General features: G+C 68.2%; 18 protein-coding genes. 10 read left to right on the top strand and 8 right to left on the bottom strand.

Going from position 1 to position 17,815, the window contains the following annotated elements:
• Nucleotides 1–32: 32 nt before the first annotated feature.
• A complete protein-coding gene (gene yjgA / locus ACZK1G_RS16195; protein WP_014038020.1) occupies nucleotides 33–620 on the bottom strand; it encodes a ribosome biogenesis factor YjgA in 588 nt (195 codons plus the stop codon).
• A gap of 68 nt (nucleotides 621–688) precedes the next feature.
• Here yjgA and pmbA point away from each other — a divergent pair, with 68 nt between their 5' ends.
• Together pmbA and ACZK1G_RS16185 are read left to right on the top strand one after the other, a co-directional pair.
• Entirely contained in the window at nucleotides 689–2,056 is a 1,368-nt protein-coding gene (gene pmbA, locus ACZK1G_RS16190) for a metalloprotease PmbA (protein WP_049447169.1), read from the top strand.
• 87 nt (nucleotides 2,057–2,143) lie between these two features.
• Nucleotides 2,144–2,515, top strand: a complete 372-nt coding sequence (locus ACZK1G_RS16185; protein ID WP_014038018.1) for a DUF4870 domain-containing protein — start codon at nucleotides 2,144–2,146, stop codon at nucleotides 2,513–2,515.
• 87 nt (nucleotides 2,516–2,602) lie between these two features.
• Here ACZK1G_RS16185 and ACZK1G_RS16180 read toward each other — a convergent pair whose 3' ends face one another.
• The 5 genes from ACZK1G_RS16180 to ACZK1G_RS16160 all read right to left on the bottom strand — a co-directional run bounded on the left by ACZK1G_RS16180 (nucleotide 2,603) and on the right by ACZK1G_RS16160 (nucleotide 7,827).
• On the bottom strand, nucleotides 2,603–3,481 hold the full coding sequence (locus ACZK1G_RS16180) for a polyprenyl synthetase family protein (RefSeq protein WP_049447171.1): 879 nt from the start codon (nucleotides 3,479–3,481) through the stop codon (nucleotides 2,603–2,605).
• Nucleotides 3,471–3,731, bottom strand: coding sequence for an exodeoxyribonuclease VII small subunit (locus tag ACZK1G_RS16175; protein WP_101765882.1), 261 nt, complete (start codon nucleotides 3,729–3,731; stop codon nucleotides 3,471–3,473). Before ACZK1G_RS16175 ends, ACZK1G_RS16180 begins: the two co-directional genes overlap by 11 nt.
• Nucleotides 3,732–3,767: 36 nt before the next feature.
• A complete protein-coding gene (tilS, locus tag ACZK1G_RS16170; protein WP_197622172.1) occupies nucleotides 3,768–5,054 on the bottom strand; it encodes a tRNA lysidine(34) synthetase TilS in 1,287 nt (428 codons plus the stop codon).
• A 524-nt stretch (nucleotides 5,055–5,578) separates the two neighbouring features.
• Nucleotides 5,579–6,124 carry a WG repeat-containing protein gene (locus ACZK1G_RS16165; RefSeq protein ID WP_101765878.1) on the bottom strand — a complete coding sequence of 182 codons (546 nt, stop codon included), beginning with the start codon at nucleotides 6,122–6,124 and terminating at the stop codon, nucleotides 5,579–5,581.
• On the bottom strand, nucleotides 6,121–7,827 hold the full coding sequence (locus tag ACZK1G_RS16160) for an alkaline phosphatase (RefSeq protein WP_101765877.1): 1,707 nt from the start codon (nucleotides 7,825–7,827) through the stop codon (nucleotides 6,121–6,123). Before ACZK1G_RS16160 ends, ACZK1G_RS16165 begins: the two co-directional genes overlap by 4 nt.
• 154 nt (nucleotides 7,828–7,981) lie before the next feature.
• Between ACZK1G_RS16160 and ACZK1G_RS16155 the strand changes: the two genes are divergently transcribed.
• Nucleotides 7,982–9,316 carry a dicarboxylate/amino acid:cation symporter gene (locus ACZK1G_RS16155; RefSeq protein ID WP_101765876.1) on the top strand — a complete coding sequence of 445 codons (1,335 nt, stop codon included), beginning with the start codon at nucleotides 7,982–7,984 and terminating at the stop codon, nucleotides 9,314–9,316.
• Between the two features lie 289 nt (nucleotides 9,317–9,605).
• Here ACZK1G_RS16155 and ACZK1G_RS16150 read toward each other — a convergent pair whose 3' ends face one another.
• Nucleotides 9,606–10,379: a C40 family peptidase gene (locus ACZK1G_RS16150; protein WP_005414115.1), complete on the bottom strand. Its 774-nt coding sequence runs from the start codon at nucleotides 10,377–10,379 to the stop codon at nucleotides 9,606–9,608.
• Between the two features lie 131 nt (nucleotides 10,380–10,510).
• On the bottom strand, nucleotides 10,511–11,050 hold the full coding sequence (locus tag ACZK1G_RS16145) for a C40 family peptidase (RefSeq protein WP_049445709.1): 540 nt from the start codon (nucleotides 11,048–11,050) through the stop codon (nucleotides 10,511–10,513).
• A gap of 111 nt (nucleotides 11,051–11,161) precedes the next feature.
• On the opposite strand from ACZK1G_RS16145, the gene ACZK1G_RS16140 reads away from it, so the two are divergent.
• From ACZK1G_RS16140 to ACZK1G_RS16110, 7 genes are all read left to right on the top strand, one after another.
• A complete protein-coding gene (locus ACZK1G_RS16140; protein ID WP_014647924.1) occupies nucleotides 11,162–11,644 on the top strand; it encodes an FKBP-type peptidyl-prolyl cis-trans isomerase in 483 nt (160 codons plus the stop codon).
• A gap of 99 nt (nucleotides 11,645–11,743) precedes the next feature.
• Complete coding sequence (locus ACZK1G_RS16135; protein ID WP_101765875.1) at nucleotides 11,744–12,988, top strand: DUF418 domain-containing protein; 1,245 nt, start codon at nucleotides 11,744–11,746, stop codon at nucleotides 12,986–12,988.
• Nucleotides 12,989–12,991: 3 nt separating this feature from the next.
• Nucleotides 12,992–14,242 (top strand): NAD(P)/FAD-dependent oxidoreductase, encoded by a 1,251-nt coding sequence (locus ACZK1G_RS16130; protein WP_049445618.1) that lies wholly within the window; start codon nucleotides 12,992–12,994, stop codon nucleotides 14,240–14,242.
• Nucleotides 14,239–15,597, top strand: coding sequence for a glutathione-disulfide reductase (gene gorA / locus ACZK1G_RS16125; protein ID WP_075677046.1), 1,359 nt, complete (start codon nucleotides 14,239–14,241; stop codon nucleotides 15,595–15,597). The genes ACZK1G_RS16130 and gorA overlap by 4 nt, the downstream gene beginning before the upstream one ends.
• 184 nt (nucleotides 15,598–15,781) lie before the next feature.
• A complete protein-coding gene (locus ACZK1G_RS16120; RefSeq protein ID WP_075677048.1) occupies nucleotides 15,782–16,702 on the top strand; it encodes a DMT family transporter in 921 nt (306 codons plus the stop codon).
• Entirely contained in the window at nucleotides 16,609–17,037 is a 429-nt protein-coding gene (locus ACZK1G_RS16115; protein ID WP_424143700.1) for an MGMT family protein, read from the top strand. Before ACZK1G_RS16120 ends, ACZK1G_RS16115 begins: the two co-directional genes overlap by 94 nt.
• Nucleotides 17,038–17,130: 93 nt before the next feature.
• Complete coding sequence (locus ACZK1G_RS16110; RefSeq protein WP_005410509.1) at nucleotides 17,131–17,805, top strand: rhomboid family intramembrane serine protease; 675 nt, start codon at nucleotides 17,131–17,133, stop codon at nucleotides 17,803–17,805.
• The last annotated feature ends 10 nt before the right edge of the window (nucleotides 17,806–17,815 follow it).

The raw sequence follows: 17,815 nt of genomic DNA, 5'->3' as shown, positions 1-17,815 counted from the left end.
TGGCCGCGGCCACCGCCCTGGCCGGCGCGGACTCAGTCCTCGTCGGCCTCGTCGACCGGATCGCCGGCGTGTTCGTCGCCCGCCGTCTTCAGGCCCAGCGCCGCCGGCAGCATCAGCGTACGCAGCACCTGGAAGATCTCGCGGTAGGCGCGCGGCGGCTTGTTCTTCGCCTTCTCGGTCTGCGCGTTGCGCAGCAGGGTGCGCAGCTGCTGGCGGTCGGCCTGCGGGTAGTCGTCGAGCAGGGCGGCCAGCGCCTTGTCACCCTCGGCCAGCAGGCGGTCGCGCCAGTCTTCCACGCGGTGCATCATCGCCACTTCGCGGCGGCCGGTTTCGCTGTTGGCGTCCAGCGCATCGCGGATCGCGTCCAGCGTGGCGTCTTCCTCGCGGCGCATGTGCTTGGCCAGGAACGCCAGCTGGCGCTTGTGGGCGATATGGGCGGTGATGCGCTTGCACTCGGCGATGTGCGGCAGCAGGTCTTCCGGAATCGGCAGGCGCGCCAGCTGGGCCGGGGTCAGCGACACCAGCTTCTCGCCCAGGGCCAGCACGTCGAGTGCGTCGCGCCGGTTCTGGCTGCGGCTCTTGTCGTGGAATTCACCGGTTTCTTCGTCGCGTCCGCGCATCGTCCCTACCTGATCTCAAAAAAAGTCGCCCGGCGTGATGCCGGGCCCAACCCGTACAGGATAAAGCATTGAACGTGATCGCCCCTGAAGTGGCCGTCGGCGACGACAGCCCGGCCCGGCTGGAACGGCTGGCCGACCTCTCCCAGCAGCTGCTCGACCGCGCCCGCGCGCTGGGCGCCAGCCAGGCCGAGGTCAGCTGCAGCGAGGACCGCGGCCTGGAGGTCAATGTCCGCCTCGGCGAGGTCGAGACCGTGCAGTCCACGCGTGACCGCGGCATCGCCGTGACCGTCTATTTCGGCCAGCGCAAGGGCAGTGCCAGCACCGGTGACCTGAACGAGGCGAGCCTGACCGCTACGGTCGAGCAGGCCTGCGCGATTGCCCGGCATACCGAGGATGACCCGGCTGCCGGCCTGGCCGAGGCCGCACTGATGGCCACCGACTTCCCGGAGCTGGACGGTTGGCACCCGTGGGCGCTGCAGGCCGATGAGGCAGTGGACCTGGCCCTGGCGTGCGAGGTCGCCGGCCGCGAGGCCGATGCGCAGATCCGCAATTCCGATGGCGCTTCTGTGTCGAGCATGCAGAGCCTGTCGGTGTACGCCAATTCGCACGGCTTCTTCGGCCGTGAGCGCGGCACCCACCATTCGGTCGGCTGCGCGCTGATCGCCGGGCAGGGCGATGGCATGCAGCGCGATGGCTGGTACACCAGCGCGCTGGCCCGGGAGGACCTGGAAGACGTGGGCCTGGTCGGCCGTCGCGCCGCCGAGCGCACCGTGGCCCGCCTGCAGCCGCGTTCGCTGGCCACCGGCAGCATGCCGGTGCTGTTCGCCCCGGAAGTGGCACGCAGCCTGGTCGGCCACCTGCTGTCGGCGGTGTCCGGCGGCGCCTTGTACCGCCAGGCCAGCTTCCTGCTGGACAGCGTCGGCCAGCGCCTGTTCCCGGAATGGATGCAGATCGACGAACTGCCGCACCTGCGTCGCGGCCTGCGCTCGGCCGCGTTCGACGGCGATGGCGTGGCCACCCGTGCTTCGGCGCTGGTCCGTGACGGCGTGCTGCAGCGCTACGTGCTGGGCAGCTATTCGGCGCGCAAGCTGGGCCTGCAGACCACCGCCAATGCCGGCGGCGTGCACAACCTGCAGCTGGCGGCCAATGCCGGCCCGCTGGAGGAGATCGCCCGGCAGATGGGCGATGGCCTGCTGGTGACCGAGCTGATGGGGCAGGGCGTGAACGGGGTGACCGGCGATTACTCGCGGGGCGCGGGCGGCTTCCGTGTCGAGAACGGCGAGATCCTGTACCCGGTGGATGGCATCACCATCGCCGGCAACCTGCGCGAGATGTTCAGCAGCATCGAGGCGGTCGGCAGCGACGTCGACCCGCGCTCGCACATCCGGACCGGTTCGATCCTGCTGGGGCGGATGACCATCGCCGGTAATGATTGATGGCATTGATGGCGTAAGCTATGCGCGCCTGACGCAACCAGCTTGGTGCTGGTGGGTCAAGACCACCCAATGAAAAGGAGTTTTGTCGTGAGTGAATTCGATAACGTCCCGCCGCCGCCGGCCACCACCGAGGCTCCGGCCGACCAGCGCACCATGGCGCTGGCTGCGCACCTGCTGGGCATCTTCACCTGGTTCATCGGTCCGCTGATCATCTGGCTGATCAACAAGGATGACGCCAGCAAGGCTTTCGTGACCGACCAGGCCAAGGAAGCGCTGAACTTCCAGATCACCATCACCATCGCGATGCTGATCTGCATCGTGCTGACCATCGTGATCATCGGCGGCATCCTGGCCCCGATCGTCGGCATCCTGAACCTGGTGTTCTGCATCATTGCCGCAGTCAAGGCCAACAACGGCGAAGCCTACCGCTACCCGTTCGCGCTGCGCCTGGTCAAGTAAGACCGGCCACATGCGGATACGAAAACGCCCGGCAGTGCCGGGCGTTTTTGTTGGATGGCAGGGCCGGGCCCTGTCCGGCGGGTGGATTCAATGATCGCGTTCCACCGCCAGCGTCGCCAGTGCGCGCAGCGCATCGGCCTCTTCGCCATAGCCGGCCAACGTGGCCTGCATGCGTGCCGCCAGTTCGCGCAGCTGCGCCTTCGCACCGTCCATGCCGAGCAGCGCGGGGAAGGTGCTCTTGTCCTGCGCCTGGTCCTTGCCGGCGGTCTTGCCCAGCTGTTCGGAACTGGCTTCGACATCGAGGATGTCGTCGCGCACCTGGAAGGCCAGGCCGAGCGCGTCGGCGAAGCCGTCCAGCTGGGCCAGCTGCGGTTCGTGGGCCTGGCCACACAGCGCCCCCATGCGCACCGCTGCACGGATCAGCGCGCCGGTCTTCAGTGCATGCATGCGGGTCAGTGCCGCCAGGGTCTGCTGCTGGCCGGTGGCATCGATGTCCAGCGCCTGGCCGCCACACATGCCGGAGGCACCGGACGCGTGGGCCAGGGTCTGCAGGCAGGCCACGCGCAGCGTGGCCGGCAGCGGCGCATCGGCCAGCAGGCCGAAGGCACGGGTCTGCAGGGCGTCGCCGGCCAGGATCGCGGTGGCTTCGTCGAAGGCGATGTGGGTGGTCGGCTTGCCGCGTCGGAGGGCGTCATCGTCCATCGCCGGCAGGTCGTCATGCACCAGCGAATAGGCGTGGATGAGCTCGACAGCCATCGCCGCCGCATCCAGGTTTTCAGGCAGTGCGCCGAACAGGTGGCCACTGGCGTACACCAGCAGCGGGCGCATGCGCTTGCCGCCACCCAGCACGGAATAGCGCATGGCCTGGTGCAGGCCCTGCGGGGCTTCGGCAGGCGAGGGCAGGGCAGCGTCGAGCTGGCTTTCGATACGGTCGCGCCAGCGCGCGAACAGAACCTCAGCCGTCATGGCTGGGCGGATCGAAAGGCTCGGCCGTTTCCGGCTGGGCCGGATCGCTGAGCAGGCGGACACGCAGTGCTGCCTGCTCCAGCGCCTGCTGGCACTGGCGGTACAGACCGACGCCACGTTCGTAAGCACTGAGCGACGCTTCCAGGCTCAGCTCGCCGGTTTCCATCTGCTCCACCAGCTGCTCCAGCGATTCGAGCGACTGCTCGAACTGGGCGACCGGGGAGGCGTTTTCGGGGGACTTCTTGGCCATGCGGCAAGTGTGGACGGGCTGCGCGCGGGGGTCAATTCACCAGCCGCCCGGACGCCACTGCAGCTGCGCGTCGTGGGCCTGCAACCAGGCCTGCAGGGGAGCTGCGATGACCACGTCGGCGGCGGCGAGCAGCTGTGGTCCATCGAAGACCAGCGGTAGCTGGGCGCGTCGCCAGGGCGCGAGGTGTTCGCGTTGCAGGCAGTCCTTCAGCGCATGCGAATGCTGGCGACCGGGCAGCAGGATGCGTTCGCCGCCCACGCGTGCACGGACCTGGAGCGGCCGTTCGAAGGCCGCGGCGCCCAGCAGGCGCAGCTGACCGCCATCGGGCAGCGCCAATGGCGCGCATCCATCCCATCCGGCCAGCCAATCATGGGGAAGCGCCGGCAGCTGCGCGGGCAGGAGATAGGCATGATCGCGCCATTGCTGGATCGCATGATCGTGCCAGCGTACCCGCGCCTGGCGATCGTTGCCGGCCGACAGCAGCTCGTCCAGTGCCTGCTGCAGCACGGTGGCCGGCAGTGGCGCGGCCCCATGGCCGATCGCCCAGGCACGGAGCACGCGCGCCGCGCGGCCCGGTGATACCTGGCGCAGCAGCTGCAGCGACAACACACGTGGCGCCACCTCCAGGTGCGCGATCAGCTCTGCGTCTTCCTCGTCCAGCAGCTCGCGGGTCTGCCGGTAATGCAGGGCGCTGCCCGCCAATGCCGCGGCGGCATGCGGCCAGCGCTGGCGCAGCAACGGCAGCACCTGCAGACGCAGGAAGTTGCGATCGGCGTGATCGTCGGCGTTGCTGGGGTCTTCGATCCAGCGCAGCGCGTGCTGGTGTGCGTAGTCGAGCAGTGCACTGCGTGGCACCGCCAGCAGCGGCCGCCATAGAGGCTGTTCGCCAAGGCAGCTGTGCGCGGACATCGCGGCAAGGCCATCGACGCCGGATCCGCGCAGGGCCCGCAGCAGGAAGGTCTCGGCCTGGTCGTCCAGGTGCTGCGCCAGCGCCAGCGTTTCGCCGTCGCGCAGTTCGGCGGCGAACGCGGCGCGTCGCGCCTGCCGTGCCGCACCTTCAGGGCCAAGGCCCGCGCTGTTGTCGACATGCACGCGATGCACGGCCAGTTCGATGCCCCGTGCTGCGCATTGCTGCTGGCAATGCAGCACCCAGCCGTCCGCATCGGGTTGCAGGCCATGGTGTATATGCACCGCACGCAGCGCGGTGCCGGAAGCCTGGGCGCAGCGCCACAGCCAGTGCAGCAGCACGGTCGAGTCGACACCGCCGCTGTAGCCCACCAGCAGTGGCGCATCCAGCGGGACGAGGGCAGGGAAGGCAGTCACGGCGGCAAGTATAGGGTTGCTCGGCAGGGCTGCGCCCTGCACCCGCTACAAGCAACAGCAACAGCAGAAGCTGGTTTCCTGAGGGTTGGCGGGGTGGGTCCGGTTGCGGGAGACGCCGTAAACCCGTCCATGGGGGCTTGGCCGCGGCATCCATGCCGCGGACACTCCCGCAACCGGACCCACCCCGCCTTCGACAGATATTCGCGATCTGTCGGAAATGCTCTTGGGGTCAGATCCGTTTTCCGCAGGAAAACGGATCTGACCCCGGATTCAATTCGATATCTGACAGATTTCATCCACGCATGGCGTGGATCTACTGGCCGCCGACCAACGGTCGAAGGTGGGGCGCTGTGGGTTTGCGGGGTGTGAGCCGCATGGATGCGGCGACCAAGCCCCCATGGACGGGTTTACGGCGTCCCCGCAAACCCACAGTGCCCCGCCATCCCACGGAATTCCGCTCTGGCTTTGGCTGTTGCTGTTGCTCTGGCTTGTAGCAGGTGCAGGGCGCAGCCCTGCCGAAAAACCTACTTCACCCGACGGCCCGAGCGGTCGATCCGGAACCGCTCTCCGCCTTCCATCGGCGTGTGGCCATCGGCATCCGGCGTGCCGCGCCGGCAGCCGTTGCAGACCTCGGCCACGCCATCCTGGAACGGCCAGCCGAAATCGAAGGTGCCGGGCACCACCTGGCGGAACTTCAGGTCGAAGTAGCCGACGCGGTTGCCGACGCGAGCACGCAGCAGGCCTTCCTGCGGCGTTTCCGGGCCGTTGTCCCAGGTCAGCACCGGCAGGCTGCGGCCCTTGCGGTCGACGTAGTGGAAGCCCTGGTCGGCATACACCACGGCCAGGCCGTGGTCGTCGTAGTTCAGGTCCTTCAGCGTATCGGCGCTGATCTTCGGCCGGTGATCGACCACCTCGCAGTTGGGCAGCGGCCACAACCCGTGTTCGTCGGTCAGCAGCTTGCAGGCCGGTGCCTGCGCCAGCGCGCTGGAACTGGCCAGCGCGCCGAGCAGGACCAGCGACCGTGTGAAACGGCCGCGGGCGGGGGCAGGGCGGGCCTGCCGCACGATCACTTGGCCTCGGCCTTGCGTTCGAAAGCCGTCGGTGCCGGCAGCTGCACCGGCACGCCCTTGTCATCGCAGGTGCCGGCCTGGCACAGGCGCTCGCGCAGCGCCGGGGTGGCCTGCACGATCATGTGGTAGATCGCGTTCTGTTCCAGCGTGCCGCGGATCGCCTTGCTGCCCGGGCCGCGCGCCCAGATGCCGACGTCTTCACCGCCGTGCGATTCGGCCTTCATCGGCACCAGCGCTTCCTGCATGTAGTCCGGATGCTCGGTGTCGACCTCGCGCAGGTTCGGGCGGCCGTTGGCAGGCTCGAAGCTGCTCGGGTTGTGCGGGTAGCGCTTGGCGCCGGCCGGTTGCTGGTTGCTGGCGCCGGTATGTCCCGGGCCATTGGCGTAGGTCAGGGTGGTGTACGGCTGGCCGCTGCCGTCCAGCGCGTAGTCCAGCTTGCCGGCGCCGTCTTCGCCACCCTTGTCCTTCACCTTGCCCAGGATCGGGTTGCCGCGTGCCGGGTAGCCGACGAAGTTCAGCGTGTGCGAGTGGTCGGCGGTGACGATGATCAGGGTGTCGTCGGCCGAGGTCAGCTCGTTGGCCACGCGCACCGCGTCGGACAGCGCCACGGTCTCGGTCAGGGCACGGTAGGCGTTGCCGCTGTGGTTGGCGTGGTCGATGCGCGCGCCTTCGATCATCAGCACGTAGCCTTCCTGGTGCTTGGCCAGATTCTTGATGGCTGCCGCCGTCAGTTCGGCCAGGCTCGGCTCACCGCCCGGATCCTGCGGGCGCTCGTACTCGTAGCGCATGTGGTCCGGTTCGAACAGGCCAAGGATGGCCGGCGCGTTGGCGGCGGCGGCCAGCTGCTTGCTGTTCCACACGTAGGCACCCTGCGGGTGCGCCTGCTGCCATTCCTGCACCAGGCTGCGGCCATCCAGGCGCTGGCCGACCTTGTCGTCGTATTCCGGATCGCGTTCTTCCACGGTGGTGAATTCACCGCGACCGCCGCCGAGGGCGACCAGCGGGCCACGGCCATAGCGCGAGGTCGACAGCAGCTGCTGGGCGATGTCCTTGCAGCCGGCCGCCTTGGCGGCTTCAGTCAGGTCCGTGTCGTTTTCCCAGTTGCGCTCGGGCGAGTGCGCGTAGGTGGCGGCCGGGGTGGCATGGGTCAGGCGCGCGGTGGACACCACGCCGGTGGCCAGGCCGGCGCTGTCGGCCAGCTGCAGCCAGGTCAGTAGGCCCTTGGACAGGCTGTCGGCGCAGTCGGTGCGGCTGCCGGCGCTGACGCCGATCGCGCCCATGTGGGTCTTCACGCCGGTGGTGATGGCGGTCATGGTGCCGGCCGAATCCGGGGTCTGCGAATCGGTGTTGTAGGTCTTGCTGAACGCCGTGGCCGGGAAGCGCTCCCAGGACAGCAGGTTCTCCTCGCCCGAGCCACCCTTCTGCTGGCCTTCGTAGATGCGCGAGGCCGCCACGGTGGTCAGGCTCATGCCGTCGCCGAGGAACAGGATGACGTTCTTGGCCTTGCCGGACATCGCACCGTTGGCGGCGGCCTGGGCGGCGCCGCTGCGGTACCACCACTGCGGGGTCTCGCCGGCCGGATGGGCGACGGGATCGACGGTGACCTTCAGGCCGGCCGGGGCGGACGCGGGGGCGGTGCTGGCGCAGGCGCCCAGCAGCAGGGTGGTGGCGCAGGCGGCCAACAGGGAGACGGAACGGCGCATGGACGCTGGGATCTCACAAACTGTAACGGGACGTTCATTATGCCCGCCCCTGCAAGGCACGCCGATGACACACTGATTTGCCGGCCGGGCGGTCGTTCTGCGGGCCGCCTTGGGCTATCGTGCCAGCATCCCTTCCTTCCCCTCTGGATTGCCTATGAAGCTGGTCTCTGCCTGGCTGCGGATTCCATTCTGGCAGCGCGTGGTCGGCGGCTTCGTGCTCGGCGCGCTGGCCGGCTGGGCGCTTGGCCCGGCCGCGGAAACGTGGTTCGGCCCGCTCGGTGAACTGTACGTCACCCTGATCAAGATGATTGCGGTGCCGCTGGTGTTCTTCGCGGTCATCAACGCGATCTCGTCGCTGCACGGACAGAAGTCGGTCGCTGCGCTCAGTGGCCGCACCTTCCTGTGGTTCGTGATCACCGCTGCGTTGGCGGTGTGCGTGGGCCTGGGCGTGGGCACCGTGCTGCAGCCCGGCGCCGGTGGCCTGCAGCTGTCGATGGCCAGCAACTACGTGCCGCGTGAAGTGCCCAGCGTGGTGCAGGTGCTGCTGGACGTGGTGCCGGCCAATGTCTTCTATGCGCTGTCCGGCATCGGCACCAAGGTCAATGCGGCCGGTGAAACCGTGCTGGCTGCCGGTCGCGGCTCGATCCTGCCGGTGATCTTCTTCGCCGGCCTGGTGGGCTTTGCCATCGTCAAGCTGGGCGAGAAGGTGACCGAGGCGCGCAAGCTGGTCGGCCAGATGAGCGACATCATGATCCAGGTGACCCGCTTCGTGCTGGAAGTCACCCCGATCGGTACCTTCGGCCTGATCGCCGGCCTGGTCGGCAGCTACGGGTTCGAGAAGCTGCTGCCGCTGGGGCATTTCGTGCTGGCGCTGTACGTGGCCTGCGCCCTGCACATCGTGTTGGTCTACAGCGCACTGCTGCTGGCGCACGGACTGAACCCGCTGAAGTTCTTCCGTGGCGCGGCGCCGGGCATGCAGGTCGCCTTCGTCAGCTCGTCCAGCTTCGCCGCGATGCCGGTGGCGCTGCGTTCGATCACCCACAACCTGGGCGTGAACAAGGACTACGGTTCGTTCGCGGTGCCGCTGGGCGCCAGCATCAAGATGGACGGCTGCGGTGCGATCTATCCGGCGCTGTGCGCAGTGTTCATCGCGCAGTACAGCGGTGTGCCGCTGACCCCGGAGCAGTACGTGGTGGTGCTGATCGCGTCGGTGCTGGGCAGCTTCGGTACGGCCGGCGTGCCGGGTACCGCGGTGATCATGGCCACGGTGGTGCTGAGCGCAGCCAACCTGCCGCTGGAGACCATCGGCTACCTGTATGCCATCGACCGCATCCTGGACATGATGCGCACGATGACCAATGTGACCGGCCAGATGCTGGTGCCGGTGATCGTGGCCAAGGAAACCGGGCTGCTCGACCAGGCGGTGTATGACAACCCGTCCAGCAATGTGGGTGTGGACGATCCTGACCCGACACCGCCACGCGGCTGAGGTTGCGTGGAGACGAAAGGCCCGCCCTGACCGGCGGGCCTTTTGTTTGGGAGATGGCCGACGCGGTACCGGCCGAGGCGGGCACCTGGTGGATCCACGCCATGCGTGGATGGCGGCAGTGCCGACCAACGGTCGGCACCCACCAGAGGTCAGTAGATCCACGCCATGCGTGGATGGCACCCACCGGGGCCGACCGGCGCCCATCCGTCATTGTGGGCCCAACAAAAAAGCCGCTGCAAGGCAGCGGCTTTTCTCGTGTCAGGCGGCGCGGTAGCGCCAGCCGGTCAGATCAGAGGTCGACCCGGCGGGCCTGCATGAACTTGTTGCCCCAGTAGCCGCTGAGCAGGGTGTCCACGCGGACGTCCTTGCCCGAGCTCGGCGCGTGCAGGAAGCGGCCGTCGCCGACATAGATGCCGACGTGGTCAACACGGCCCTTGCGGCCGAAGAACACCAGGTCACCGGCAGCCAGCGCGGTGCGGTCGTTGATCAGTTCTGCGTTGTCATCGTGGGCCATCTCGCGCGAGACGCGCGGCAGCTCGATGCCCAGGGCCGAACGGAACACATAACCGACCAGGCCGCTGCAGTCGAAACCGCTGTCCGGGTTGCTGCCACCCCAACGGTACGGGGTGCCCAGCAGGGTCATCGCGCGGCGCAGCAGCGACTGCACCTTGCCGTTGTCGGCGGCGGTACCGACAACGCTGCCATTGGCGGCGCTGCTGGTGTCGTAGTTGGCGAGCAGGCGGCTGAGGTCGCCGGCCACCACGGCCGAGCGGTCCATCAGCGGAATGGTGTCGTTGGCGGCCAGGTGCGGCAGCAGGGCGGCCAGCGTGGCGCTGGCGGCGGCATCGACGCGGCTGCGCTGCGGAGCGGCAGCCTCGGCCTTGGCGGCCGGTCGGGCGGTGCTCTCGGCCACCGGGGCCGGGGTCACATCGGAACGGTTCGGAGCAGTCTGCGACCAGGCCGGAAGGCTGGTCAGACACAGTGCCAGGCCAAGCAACAGCGGGCGGGCACTACGTGAAGATACGGAAGTCTGGCCTTCGCTTTTCAGGTCGTCAGTCGTCACGCGTCGGTCACAGGAAAAAAACGATGGGGCATCATGCCCTGTAAAAGCGGCAATAAGTTAAAAATTCCGTTAGTAAACCGTTAGTTTCAGGGTGATGTGCGTCACAGTTTTGAACATATCGCCTGTTCATTTTAGCGAAGGACACGTTTCGCGCCGGTGTAGTGGTCCTTCCAGTAGGGGCCGCTGAGCGAGTCCAGGCGCACGGTGCCGCCGGTGCTCGGCGCATGCACGAAACGCCCTTCACCTACATAGATGCCGACATGGGTGACGCTGCCGCGGCTGCCGAAGAACACCAGGTCGCCGGTGGCCAGGCGCTGCGGGTCGATCTTCGGGCCCTGTACCGCCGCCAGGTCGCGCGAGGTGCGCGGCAGCCGCAGGTCCAGCATCTCGCGATAGACATAGGCGACCAGGCCGCTGCAGTCGAAGCCCGAATCCGGGGTGTTGCCGCCGTAGCGGTAGGGCGTGCCGACCAGGCTGATGGCGCGCATCAGCACCGAGTTGGCAGCCTCGGGGTTGTCCGGCACGGTCTTTGGCCAGTTCGCCGTGGGCGGGGGCGGCGCCGGGCGGGTGGCCTTGCCACCGCCACAGGCGGTCATCAACAGGGGCAGGGCCAGCAGCAGGGCCGGGGCGAGGAACCGGCGCAGGCCGGACGAAACTGGCGTGATGTGCATGATCTCCGGATAATGCGCCACCTTGGATTGGCCGTCATGATGGCGGCGTCCCCGTCGGGCGACAACCCGCCCCAACCCGCCTGCCTCCGGCAGATCCAGACAGAGTTGCGCATGAAGATCGAAAAAGACCGCGTTGTCCGCTTCCACTACACCGTTTCCGAAGTCGGCCAGGAGCCGATCGAATCGTCCAAGGACCGCGGCGAGCCGCTGGCGATCCTGATCGGTCACGGCAACATCATCCCGGGCCTGGAAAACGCCATGATGGACAAGGAAGCCGGCGCGACCTTCAACGTCGACGTCAAGGCGGCCGATGCCTACGGCGAGCGTCGTGAAGGCCTGTCCCAGCGCGTGCCGAAGAAGCACTTCGGCAACACCAAGCTGGCTCCGGGCCAGCAGGTCGTGCTGCAGACCAACTTCGGCCCGCGTGCGGTGACCGTGCAGAAGGTCGGCATGAGCGTCGTCGACGTTGACCTGAACCATCCGATGGCCGGCAAGGACCTGCACTTCGACGTCGAAATCGTCGACGTGCGCGAAGCCGGCAAGGAAGAGCTGGACCACGGCCACGTCCACGGTGACGGCGGCCACCAGCACTGATCGCAGTGCGATCGTGATGGCAGCAACGGCCCGCTTCGGCGGGCCGTTGCGTATGTGGAACACGGCGCGGCCATCCATGGTGCACGGGCCGGCGGCATAATGGCGGACCTGTCCGACGGACCCCCCGTGAACGCCGCTTCTCCTTCCCTGCAGCCGGTGGCTTCCGGCGAACGCATCGCCGTGCTGGACGTGCTGCGCGGTGCCGCGTTGCTGGGCATCCTGCTGATGAACATCGAGGCCTTCAGTGGCCCGCTGGATCTGGCCTTCACCGGCATCGACGTGCACTGGCGGGGCATCGACTACTGGGCCGACGCCTTCGTCTACGTGTTCGTGCAGGGGAAGTTCTTCACCCTGTTCTCGCTGCTGTTCGGCGCCGGCTTTGCGGTGATGGCGCAACGCGCCGAGGTGGCCGGGCGCGACTTCACCCCGTTCTACCTGCGCCGCAGCGCCGGCCTGCTGCTGATCGGCCTGTGCCATGCACTGCTGGTCTGGTCCGGCGACATCCTGGTGATGTATGCACTGATCTCGCTGCCGCTGCTGGCCTGCCGCGAGGCGCCGCGCAGCTGGCTGCCGTGGATGGGCGTGATCGTCTATCTCGGCGGTGTAGCGATGATGCTGCTGGTGGGCGCGATGGTGTCGATGGCTTCGGCCGAAGAGGTGCGGGGCATGCTGGCCGAGGCGCAGCAGAGCATCGACCTGCAGCGGCAGGTGTACGGGCAGGGCAGCTGGGCGCAGGCCAATGTGCAGCGCCTGAGCGAGTTCGGCACCTCGATGGGCGCGCTGCTGATCACCGGCCCGGAAGTGCTGGGCATGTTCCTGATCGGCAGCTGGTTCGCCGGCAGTGGTGCGCTGGCGACGCCGGAGCGCTTCCCGCGGCTGTACGCGTCGCTGCGCTGGATCGCACTGCCGCTGGGCCTGCTGGTCACGTTGCTGGGGGTTGCCTGGAAACCCTACCTGGCACCCGGTGCGTACAACCTGCCGGTGACGGCGGCGATGGCCCTGGTCACGGTTGGCGGGCTGCCGATGTGCCTGGGCTACCTGGCGTGGATCGTGCACTGGCGCACGCGGCTGGCGTGGCTGGCGCCGGTGGGGCGCATGGCGTTGACCCACTATCTTGGCCAGTCGCTGCTGTGTACCTGGACCTTCTACCACTATGGCCTGGGCAGGTTCGAGATGATGCCGCGCAGCGTGCAGCTGCTGTTCGCGCTGCTGCTGTTTGCCGCCCAGGTGGTGATTTCGCACCTGTGGCTGCGCCGTTTCCGCTTCGGCCCGATCGAGTGGGTATGGCGTGCGATGACCTATCGGCAATGGCCACCGATGCGGCGTGGGGCCGCGCAGGGCTGATCGATGCAGGGCGCACACGAGGACGTGATCGTGGTCGGCGCCGGTGCCATTGGACTGGCCGCCGCGCTCGCGCTGCGTGCGCAGGGGCGGCAGGTGCGGGTGATCGACCGTGGGCGCGTCGGCGGTGCGACGTCGCATGGCAACTGCGGCACCGTCACGCCCAGCCATGCGCCACCGCTGGCGGCCCCCGGCGTGCCGTTGCGTGCGCTGCGCTGGATGCTCGATCCGCGTGCGCCGTTGTACGTGCGTACGCGGCTGGATCCGACGCTGTGGCGTTGGTTGCTGCAGTTCGGGGCGCGCTGCAATGCGCGCGACTGGCTGCACTCCACACGGGCACGCGGCGCGTTGTTGAATGATTCACGGCTGCGCCTGGCCCATTGGGTGCAGACGCATGCGCTGGACTGCGAATTCGCTGCGCGCGGGCTGGACTATGTGTTCGGTGACGCCCGCAACTTCGACCATCATGCGGCCGAGTGCGAGGCGCTGAACGCGCAGGGCATTGTCACGGCCTGCATCGATGGCGGCGACTATGCGCGCGACAATCCCGCGTTCCATGATCGCCTCGCCGGTGCGATCCACTTTCCCGGCGATGCGCAGCTGCGTCCGGACCGCTACACCGCTGAGCTGGCGCGCGTGCTGCGCGCGCAGGGCGTAGTGATCGACGAACAGGTGGACGTGCAGGGATTCAGTGACGATGCGCAGGGCGTACGCGTGCAGGCCGGCCAGCAGACCGTGCGGGCGCGTGAGCTGGTGCTGGCCACCGGCCCGTGGTCGCGCGACTGGGCACGGCAGCTGGACCTGCGCGTGCCGATCCAGCCCGGCAAGGGCTATTCGCTGACCTGGTCGCGACCGGAGCAGGTGCCGCAGCGTCCGGTCGTGCTGAAGGATCATTCCGTGTTCGTGATTGCCTGGCGCGACGCGCTGCGCCTGGGCGGCACCATGGAGTTCGCCGGCGCCGACCCGCAGCTGCGCACGCGTCGCCTGCAGGCCCTGCAGCAGGCCGCCGACCACTACCTGCGCGCGCCGCGCGGTGCGCAGCTGCAGGAGCAGTGGTGCGGGTGGCGCCCCATGAGCGTGGACGACGTGCCGCTGATCGGCCGCGCGCCCGCGCATCCTCACGTCTGGCTTGCAGCGGGGCATGGCATGCTCGGCATCAGCATGAGCGCCGGCACCGGCCAGCTGATCGCCGATCTCGTCTGCGGCCGCACGCCAGCGATCGATCCTGCCCCTTACCGACCCGAGCGATTCCGATGAGCACTGCATCCTATGATTACGACCTGATCGTCCTTGGTGGCGGCTCCGCCGGCCTGGCCGGTGCGATCCGCGCCGCGCAGCACGGCAAGCGCGTGGCAATGCTGGAACCCGGTGAGCTGGGCGGGACCTGCGTCAATGTTGGCTGCGTGCCGAAGAAGGCGATGTGGCTGGCGGCTGACCTGCATGAGCGCATCGGCCTGGCCAGCGCGATGGGGTTCGATGTTCAAGCGCGCCCGGCGCTGTCGTGGAAGGAACTGGTGATCCATCGCCAGGCCTACATCAGCAACATCCATACCAGCTACCACAAGCGCCTGGACGAAACCGGCGTGGTGCGCATTCCGGCACGTGGTCATCTGCTTGATGCGCACACCGTGGCCTGCAGTGACGGCGTGCGCTACAGCGCCGAGCACATCCTGATCGCCACCGGCGCGCATCCGCTGCGCCCGGACATTCCCGGCGCGGAGCTGGGCCTGGTCTCCGACGATTTCTTCGACCTGCGTGCGGCGCCGGCCGAGGTGGCGATCATCGGCGGTGGCTACATCGCGGTGGAACTGGCTGGCCTGCTGCAGGCGCTCGGCAGCCGCGTGAGCCTGCTGGTGCGCGGCAAGCGGCTGCTGGAGCGCTTCGACTACGAGCTGACCGATCAGTTGGCCGAGAACCTGAAGCAGCAGGGCGTGCGCATCCATTTCGACTACCGCCTGCGCGAGCTGCAGCGCGATGGCGAACGCGTGCGTGCGTTCGGTCATGACGGCCCGCTCGACAATGTGTTCGACGCAGTGTTCTTCGCGACCGGTCGCCGCGGCAACAGTCGTGACCTTGGCCTGGAAGCGCTCGGCATCGGCATCGGCGAACACCAGCAGGTGCAGGTGGACGAATGGCAGACCACGAGCGTGCCGAGCGTGCATGCGGTGGGTGACATCGCCGGCAAGGTCGGGTTGACGCCGGTGGCCGTGGCCGCATCGCGGCGGTTGATGGATCGGCTGTTCGGGGGGCGCCCGCAGTCGAAGATGGATTACGGGAACGTGGCGAGCGTGGTGTTCTCGCATCCGCCGCTGGGCGCGGTGGGCATGAGCGAAGAGGAAGCGCGCGCGCGCTTCGACCAGGTGAGCGTCTACCACAGCCGTTTCCGCCCGATGCTGCAGGCGCTGGCCAACGGCACCCAGCGCAGCCTGTTCAAGATGGTCTGCGCCGGCCCGGACGAACGGGTAGTGGGCATCCACCTGCTGGGTGAAGCGGCCGACGAGATCCTGCAGGGCTTCGCGGTGGCGGTGAAGATGGGCGCGACCAAGGCCCAGTTCGACGACACCGTGGCGATCCACCCGACCTCGGCCGAGGAAGTGGTGCTGATGCGCTGACCTGCGGTTGTAGAGTCGAGCCATGCTCGACTGCCGTGCGAAAGCAGTCGAGCATGGCTCGACTCTACAGAAGGCGGCATTCGGGCACGCTCAGCGCTACCGGGGCGGGCACCGGACGCCCCCATGCGACAATGGCCGCCCCCACGCTTTCCCCAGCCGCTCCACGCGGCCCGCCGTCGTCCTGATGTCCAACACCGCTTCCCGTATCGCTACCGCCTCCCCTCGCATCGCGCTGGGGGGGATCGGCCTGGCCGCGATCGGCGCCATCGCTGCTTCCGGCAAGGCGATCATCGTCAAGCTCGGTCTGCGCCATGGCGTGGATGCCACCACTTTGCTCGCCCTGCGCATGCTGATGGCGCTGCCCCTGTTCGCACTGATGGCCGTGTGGGCCGCGCGGCGGGCCGAGCCGCTGTCCTGGGCTGACCGCGCCCGCGTGCTGTGGCTGGGGTTCACCGGCTACTACCTGTCCAGCCTGCTCGACTTCCAGGGGCTGCAGTACATCAGCGTGACCCTGGAACGGCTGATCCTGTACTTGAACCCGACCCTGGTACTGCTGATCAACGTGCTGCTGGCGCGCCAGCGACCGGGCCGCTGGCAGATCGGCGCGCTGGTGCTGAGCTACCTGGGCGTGCTGCTGGCCTTCGGCCATGACCTGCAGCGCGAGGGTGGGCAGATCATCGTCGGCAGCCTGCTGGTGCTGGGCAGCGCGCTCAGCTATGCGCTGTACCTGTTCGGCAGTGGGCAGGTGGTCGCGCGCATTGGTGCGGTGCGGCTGACCGCCTACGCCAGCTGCGTGGCCAGCGTGCTGGTGCTGCTGCATTTCGCGGTGACCCATCCGCTGCCGCTGCTGTGGCAGGCGCCGGCGCCGGTGCAGTGGTTGTCGCTGGTCAATGCCACCGTGTGCACGGTGCTGCCGGTGCTGGCGATCATGCTGGCAGTGCAGCGCGTGGGTTCGTCGCTGGCCGCGCAGGTCGGTATGCTGGGCCCTGTTTCCACGATCGTGATGAGCCTATGGCTGCTCGACGAACCGATGGGGCCGGCGCAGATCGCCGGCACCGTGCTGGTGCTGATCGGCGTTCTGCTGGTGACCCGCCTGCGGCGCTGACGCCGGAGCAGGCTCGTGCGCGCATCCTGGCGGTGATCCGCGCGATCCCGGCGGGGCAGGTGATGGGCTACGGCCAGGTGGCGATGCGTGCGGGCCTGCCCGGGCGCGCACGCCTGACCGCGCGCATCCTTGGCCAGAACGACGACCCGGACCTGCCTTGGCACCGCGTGCTGCGCTCGGATGGGCGCATTGCCATGGAAGAAGGGTCGGCCGGCTGGCGCGAGCAGTCACAGCGGTTGCGCGCCGAGGGCGTGCGGGTGGAGAACGGCCGGGTGCGGATGCCGGTGACCGATCCGGCGGCGGCGCTGGACGCGGCCGTGTGGGGCCCGGGCTGAGCATCGCTGGCGACTGAACAGGCCGGACCTGCGGGTCGCCAACAAGACACGATGCTGCGGCTATGATGGAGGCCGTTCCATGCCGGTGCTCCCATGTTCCCGCGACTGCCAACTGTCACCAAGGCCCTGCTGATCGCCAACGCGATCCTGTTCCTGCTGCAGCAGCCGTTCCTGCTCGGCATGCAGACCTTCGAGCCCTTCATGCTGCAACCGTTGCAGCAGGGCTTCGACGCATTCTCGCCGGGCGGCAACTTCCAGCCCTGGCAGCTGCTGACCTACGGCTTCCTGCATGGCAGCTTCGGCCATCTGTTCTTCAACATGCTGGCGGTCTTCATGTTTGGCGCGCCGCTGGAGCAGACCTGGGGCGAGAAGCGCTTCCTGCTGTACTACCTGGTGTGCGTGGCCGGTGCCGGTGTCTGCCAGCTGCTGGTGGGGACGCTGCTGGAAAACCCGGCCACGGTGCTGGGCGCTTCCGGCGGCGTGTTCGGCCTGCTGCTGGCCTACGGCATGCTGTTCCCCAACCAGCGGGTGATGCTGCTGTTCCCGCCGATCCCGATGAAGGCACGGACCTTTGTGATCCTGTTCGGCGTGGGTGAGCTGGTGCTGGGCATGACCGGCTGGCAGCCCGGCGTGGCCCACTTCGCGCACCTCGGCGGCATGCTGTTCGGGTGGTTGCTGATCCGCTACTGGCGGGGGCAGCCGCCGTTCAACAAGCGCCGCCCGCCCGGCCCACCGAAGCGCCCGAACCATCTGCGCAGCGTCAAATGATCCGAAGGAT

The organism is Stenotrophomonas sp. 109824_Sma (assembly GCF_056480025.1).
Note: the sequence above shows the minus strand (reverse complement) of the source record. Positions and strands in the feature narration are given on the sequence as shown.

What these genes read in the sequence shown, in the direction of transcription:
- yjgA (WP_014038020.1), bottom strand. Translation starts at nt 620, where the DNA reads ATGCGCGGACGCGACGAAGAAACCGGTGAATTCCACGACAAGAGCCGC.
- ACZK1G_RS16145 (WP_049445709.1), bottom strand. Translation starts at nt 11,050, where the DNA reads ATGCACATCACGCCAGTTTCGTCCGGCCTGCGCCGGTTCCTCGCCCCG.
- ACZK1G_RS16135 (WP_101765875.1), top strand. Translation starts at nt 11,744, where the DNA reads ATGGCGGACCTGTCCGACGGACCCCCCGTGAACGCCGCTTCTCCTTCC.
- ACZK1G_RS16130 (WP_049445618.1), top strand. Translation starts at nt 12,992, where the DNA reads ATGCAGGGCGCACACGAGGACGTGATCGTGGTCGGCGCCGGTGCCATT.
- ACZK1G_RS16115 (WP_424143700.1), top strand. Translation starts at nt 16,609, where the DNA reads ATGGCTGCTCGACGAACCGATGGGGCCGGCGCAGATCGCCGGCACCGT.
- ACZK1G_RS16155 (WP_101765876.1), top strand. Translation starts at nt 7,982, where the DNA reads ATGAAGCTGGTCTCTGCCTGGCTGCGGATTCCATTCTGGCAGCGCGTG.
- ACZK1G_RS16140 (WP_014647924.1), top strand. Translation starts at nt 11,162, where the DNA reads ATGAAGATCGAAAAAGACCGCGTTGTCCGCTTCCACTACACCGTTTCC.
- ACZK1G_RS16120 (WP_075677048.1), top strand. Translation starts at nt 15,782, where the DNA reads ATGTCCAACACCGCTTCCCGTATCGCTACCGCCTCCCCTCGCATCGCG.
- ACZK1G_RS16175 (WP_101765882.1), bottom strand. Translation starts at nt 3,731, where the DNA reads ATGGCCAAGAAGTCCCCCGAAAACGCCTCCCCGGTCGCCCAGTTCGAG.
- ACZK1G_RS16160 (WP_101765877.1), bottom strand. Translation starts at nt 7,827, where the DNA reads ATGCGCCGTTCCGTCTCCCTGTTGGCCGCCTGCGCCACCACCCTGCTG.
- ACZK1G_RS16110 (WP_005410509.1), top strand. Translation starts at nt 17,131, where the DNA reads ATGTTCCCGCGACTGCCAACTGTCACCAAGGCCCTGCTGATCGCCAAC.
- gorA (WP_075677046.1), top strand. Translation starts at nt 14,239, where the DNA reads ATGAGCACTGCATCCTATGATTACGACCTGATCGTCCTTGGTGGCGGC.
- ACZK1G_RS16180 (WP_049447171.1), bottom strand. Translation starts at nt 3,481, where the DNA reads ATGACGGCTGAGGTTCTGTTCGCGCGCTGGCGCGACCGTATCGAAAGC.